Raw genomic sequence first — 4,197 nt, 5'->3', positions numbered from 1 at the left:
TTCGAGGCCGCGGTGGCCGGCGGCATCCCCATCATCAAGGCGCTGCGCGAGGGCCTCACGGCCAACCGCATCGAGTGGATCGCCGGCATCATCAACGGCACCACCAACTTCATCCTGTCGGAGATGCGCGACAAGGGCCTGGACTTCGACACCGTGTTGAAGGAAGCCCAGCGCCTGGGCTATGCCGAGGCCGATCCGACCTTCGACATCGAGGGCTTCGACGCCGCCCACAAGCTCACGCTCATGTGCGCTATCGCCTTCGGCGTGCCGGTGCAGTTCGAGCGCGCTTACGTGGAGGGCATCACCAAGCTGGAAGCCGTCGACATCCGCTACGCGGAGGAACTCGGCTACCGCATCAAGCTGCTCGGCCTGACGCGCCGCACCGACGCCGGCATCGAGCTGCGCGTGCATCCGACGCTGGTGCCGGCCAAGCGCCTGATCGCCAACGTGGAAGGCGCGATGAACGCCGTGGTCGTCAACGGCGACGCCGTGGGCCCGACGCTGTACTACGGCAAGGGCGCCGGCGCCGAGCCGACCGCCTCGGCCGTCGTTGCCGACCTGGTGGACGTGACGCGCCTGCACACCGCCGACCCCGAGCACCGCGTGCCGCACCTGGCGTTCCAGCCGGACGCGCTGTCCGACACGCCGGTGCTGCCGATCGACGAGGTGCGTTCGAGCTACTACCTGCGCATCCGCGTGGCCGACGAGACCGGCGTGCTGGCCGACATCACACGCATCCTGGCCGAGGGCGGCATCTCGATCGACGCGATGCTGCAGAAGGAATCGCGCGAGGGCGAGCCGCAGCCGCAGACCGACATCATCATGCTGTCGCACGTGACCGTGGAAAAACGCGTGAACACTGCCATCGCCGCCATCGAAGCGCTGCCGACCGTGCTGTCGAAGGTCAAGCGTATCCGCATGGAAGAACTGAACTGAGCGTACGACATGAGCATGCAATACCGATCGACCCGCGGCCATGCCGAGCCGCAGAGCTTCTCCCGCATCCTGCTGGGCGGCCTGGCGCCGGATGGCGGCCTGTACCTGCCCGAGCAGTACCCGCAAGTCAGCGTTGAAGAACTGACCCGCTGGCGCGACCTGCCGTACGCCGATCTGGCCTTCGAGATCCTGCGCAAGTTCGCCACCGACATTCCCGAGGACGACCTGCGCGCGCTGACCCGCCGCACCTACACGCCCGAGGTCTACTGCAACGCGCGCGCCGGCGATAACACCGCCGACATCACGCCGCTGCATCGCCTGGGCGAGGAGGGCGGTACGTCGCTGTCGCTGCTGTGCCTGTCCAACGGCCCGACGCTGGCCTTCAAGGACATGGCGATGCAGCTGCTGGGCAACCTGTTCGAATACGCCCTGGACCGCGAACACGCCGAGCTGAACATCCTGGGCGCCACCTCCGGCGACACCGGCAGCGCGGCCGAATACGCCATGCGCGGCAAGCGCGGTGTGCGCGTGTTCATGCTGAGCCCGCACCGCAAGATGAGCGCGTTCCAGACCGCGCAGATGTTCAGCCTGCAAGACGCGAACATCTTCAACATCGCCATCGAAGGCGTGTTCGATGATGCGCAGGACATCGTCAAGGCCGTTTCCAACGACCTGGAGTACAAGGCCCGCCAGAAGATCGGCACGGTCAACTCGATCAACTGGGCGCGCGTGGTCGCGCAGGTCGTGTACTACTTCAAGGGATACTTGCTGGCGGCCCCGAAGGTCGGCGACAAGGTCTCGTTCTGCGTGCCGTCGGGCAACTTCGGCAACGTCTGCGCCGGCCACATCGCGCGCATGATGGGCCTGCAGATCGACAAGCTGGTGGTCGCCACCAACGAGAACGACGTGCTCGACGAGTTCTTCCGCACCGGCACCTACCGCGTGCGTTCGGCCGCGCAGACGTACCACACGTCGAGCCCGAGCATGGACATCAGCAAGGCGTCGAACTTCGAGCGCTTCGTGTTCGACCTGCTCGACCGCGAGCCGGCACGCCTGGCGCAGCTCTTCCGCGACGTGGACGAGAAGGGCGGCTTCTCGATGGCCGACAAGCCGGAGTTCGATCGCATCGCCCAGTTCGGCTTCGTCTCGGGTCGCAGCACGCACGAAGATCGCGTCAACACGATCCGCGACGTGTTCGCCCATTACGGCACCATGATCGACACCCACACCGCCGACGGCGTGAAGGTGGCGCGCGAGAACCTCACGCCCGGCGTGCCGATGGTGGTGCTGGAAACGGCGCTGCCGGCCAAATTTGGCGACACCATCCGCGAGGCGCTGGACCGCGAGCCGGAGCGTCCGGATGGCTATGCCGACATCGAATCGCTGCCGCAGCGTTTCGAGGTCATGCCTGCTGACGTTGACCGCATCAAGGGCTATATCGCCCAGCACACGGGTTTGTAAACCATGGCCGCAGTGCCGGATGATGTGGCCGAGGCAGCGTTCGCACGCTGCCTGCACGACATCCGCGCCTGCCGCCTGTGCGAAGGGGCGCTGCCGCTCGGGCCACGCCCCGTCGTCATGGCCGATCGGCGTACCCGCGTGCTGATCATCGGGCAGGCGCCGGGACGCATCGTCCACGAAACCGGCATCCCCTGGAACGACCGCTCGGGCGATCGCCTGCGCCAGTGGCTGCAAATCCCGTACGACGACTTCTACGCCGACAAGCGCATCGCCGTGGTGCCGATGGGTTTCTGCTTTCCCGGCACCGGCCCGAACGGTGACCTGCCGCCGCGTCCGGAATGCGCGCCGCAGTGGCATCGCCCATTGCTGACGGCGATGCCGGACGTGAAGCTCGCGCTGCTGGTCGGCACGTATGCGCAGCGCTACTACCTCGACGTGCCGCGCGGCTGGTCGCTGACCGACGTGGTCCGCAACGGGCCCGTGCAGGACGCCGACGGCCGCGTGCTGTTCCCACTGCCGCACCCAAGCCCGCGCAACTTGGCCTGGTTCAAGCACAACCCGTGGTTTGACGCGCACATCGTGCCGGCGCTGCGTTTGGCGTTGGTCAACGCATTCGCTTGATACGTCTGGGTTGATGCATGGCAGCGGCCCGGAACCGATACAATCGAAATCTCTCCCTGATTTCGCACTCCGCATGTCCGCCAACGATGCTCCCGCCGTCAAACCGTCCCTGCTGACGCTCGATGCGGCGCTGTCGCAACTGCTGCAACCACTCCTTGCCGGGCGGGGTTTGCACGACACCGAAACCGTGCCGACGCTGCACGCCAACGGCCGCGTGCTTGCGCAGGCTGTGCGCAGCAGCCTGAACGTGCCGCCGGCCGACAACACGCAGATGGACGGCTACGCCGTGCGCACCGCCGACATCACCGCGCCGGGCACGCGCCTAATGGTTGCCCAGCGCATTCCCGCCGGCCATGTCGGCCAGCCGCTGAACGCGGGCGAGGCCGCGCGCATCTTCACGGGCGCGTTGATCCCGCCGGGCGCCGATGCTGTGGTCATGCAGGAGCAATGCAAGGCCGATCCGGACACGGGCACCGTCGTCATCGACCACGTGCCGGAATCCGGCGAGTGGATCCGCCGCGCCGGCGAGGACATCGCCGACGGTGCCGAGATTCTTTCGCGCGGCACACGCCTCGGCGCCCAGCAGCTCGGCCTGGCCGCCTCGGTCGGCTGCGCCAACCTGCAGGTCGTGCGGCGCCCGCGTGTGGCCGTGTTCTTCACCGGCGACGAACTCGCCATGCCCGGCGAGCCGCTCAAGCCCGGCGCCATCTACAACTCCAACCGCTTCACGCTGCGCGCGCTGCTGGAAAACCTCGGCTGCGACATCACCGATTTCGGCATCGTGCCCGATACGCTGCAGGCCACGCGCGACACGCTGCGCGCAGCGGCCGAGGGCCACGACCTGATCATCACGTCCGGCGGCGCGTCGGTCGGCGAGGAAGACCACATCAAGCCCGCCGTGGAAGCCGAAGGGCGCCTGAATATGTGGCAGATCGCCATCAAGCCGGGCAAGCCGCTGGCCTTTGGCGAGGTGCGCCGCCCAGAAGGCATGGTGGGTGGCCCGACCGCGTTCTTCCTTGGCCTGCCGGGCAACCCGGTGTCGAGCTTCGTGACCTTCCTGCTGTGCGTGCGGCCGTTCATCCTGCGCCTGCAGGGCGTGGTGGACGTGGCCCCGAAACGCATCCCGATGCGCGCCGACTTTGCGCTGCCCAAGGGCGATCGCCGCAACGAGTTCCTGCG

The 4,197-nt window shown here is 67.4% G+C and carries 4 protein-coding genes; all 4 read left to right on the top strand.

Features of this window, described 5'->3' with window-relative positions:
* On the top strand, positions 1-936 hold a 936-nt coding region (locus QZ609_RS24950; RefSeq protein WP_295500680.1), incomplete at its 5' end, for a homoserine dehydrogenase.
* 15 nt (positions 937-951) lie between these two features.
* Positions 952-2,397 (top strand): threonine synthase, encoded by a 1,446-nt coding sequence (thrC, locus tag QZ609_RS24945; protein ID WP_295500676.1) that lies wholly within the window; start codon positions 952-954, stop codon positions 2,395-2,397.
* Positions 2,398-2,400: 3 nt separating this feature from the next.
* The gene (locus QZ609_RS24940; RefSeq protein ID WP_295500673.1) at positions 2,401-3,018 is read left to right on the top strand and encodes a uracil-DNA glycosylase family protein; all 618 of its coding nucleotides are present in this window, start codon (positions 2,401-2,403) and stop codon (positions 3,016-3,018) included.
* 73 nt (positions 3,019-3,091) lie between these two features.
* The coding region (gene glp, locus QZ609_RS24935) for a gephyrin-like molybdotransferase Glp (RefSeq protein WP_295500671.1) at positions 3,092-4,197 on the top strand (1,106 nt) is incomplete at its 3' end.

The organism is uncultured Ralstonia sp., from assembly GCA_913056305.1.
In the GTDB taxonomy this organism is placed as follows: domain Bacteria; phylum Pseudomonadota; class Gammaproteobacteria; order Burkholderiales; family Burkholderiaceae; genus Ralstonia.
This window is presented reverse-complemented; position numbering and strand designations above follow the sequence as displayed.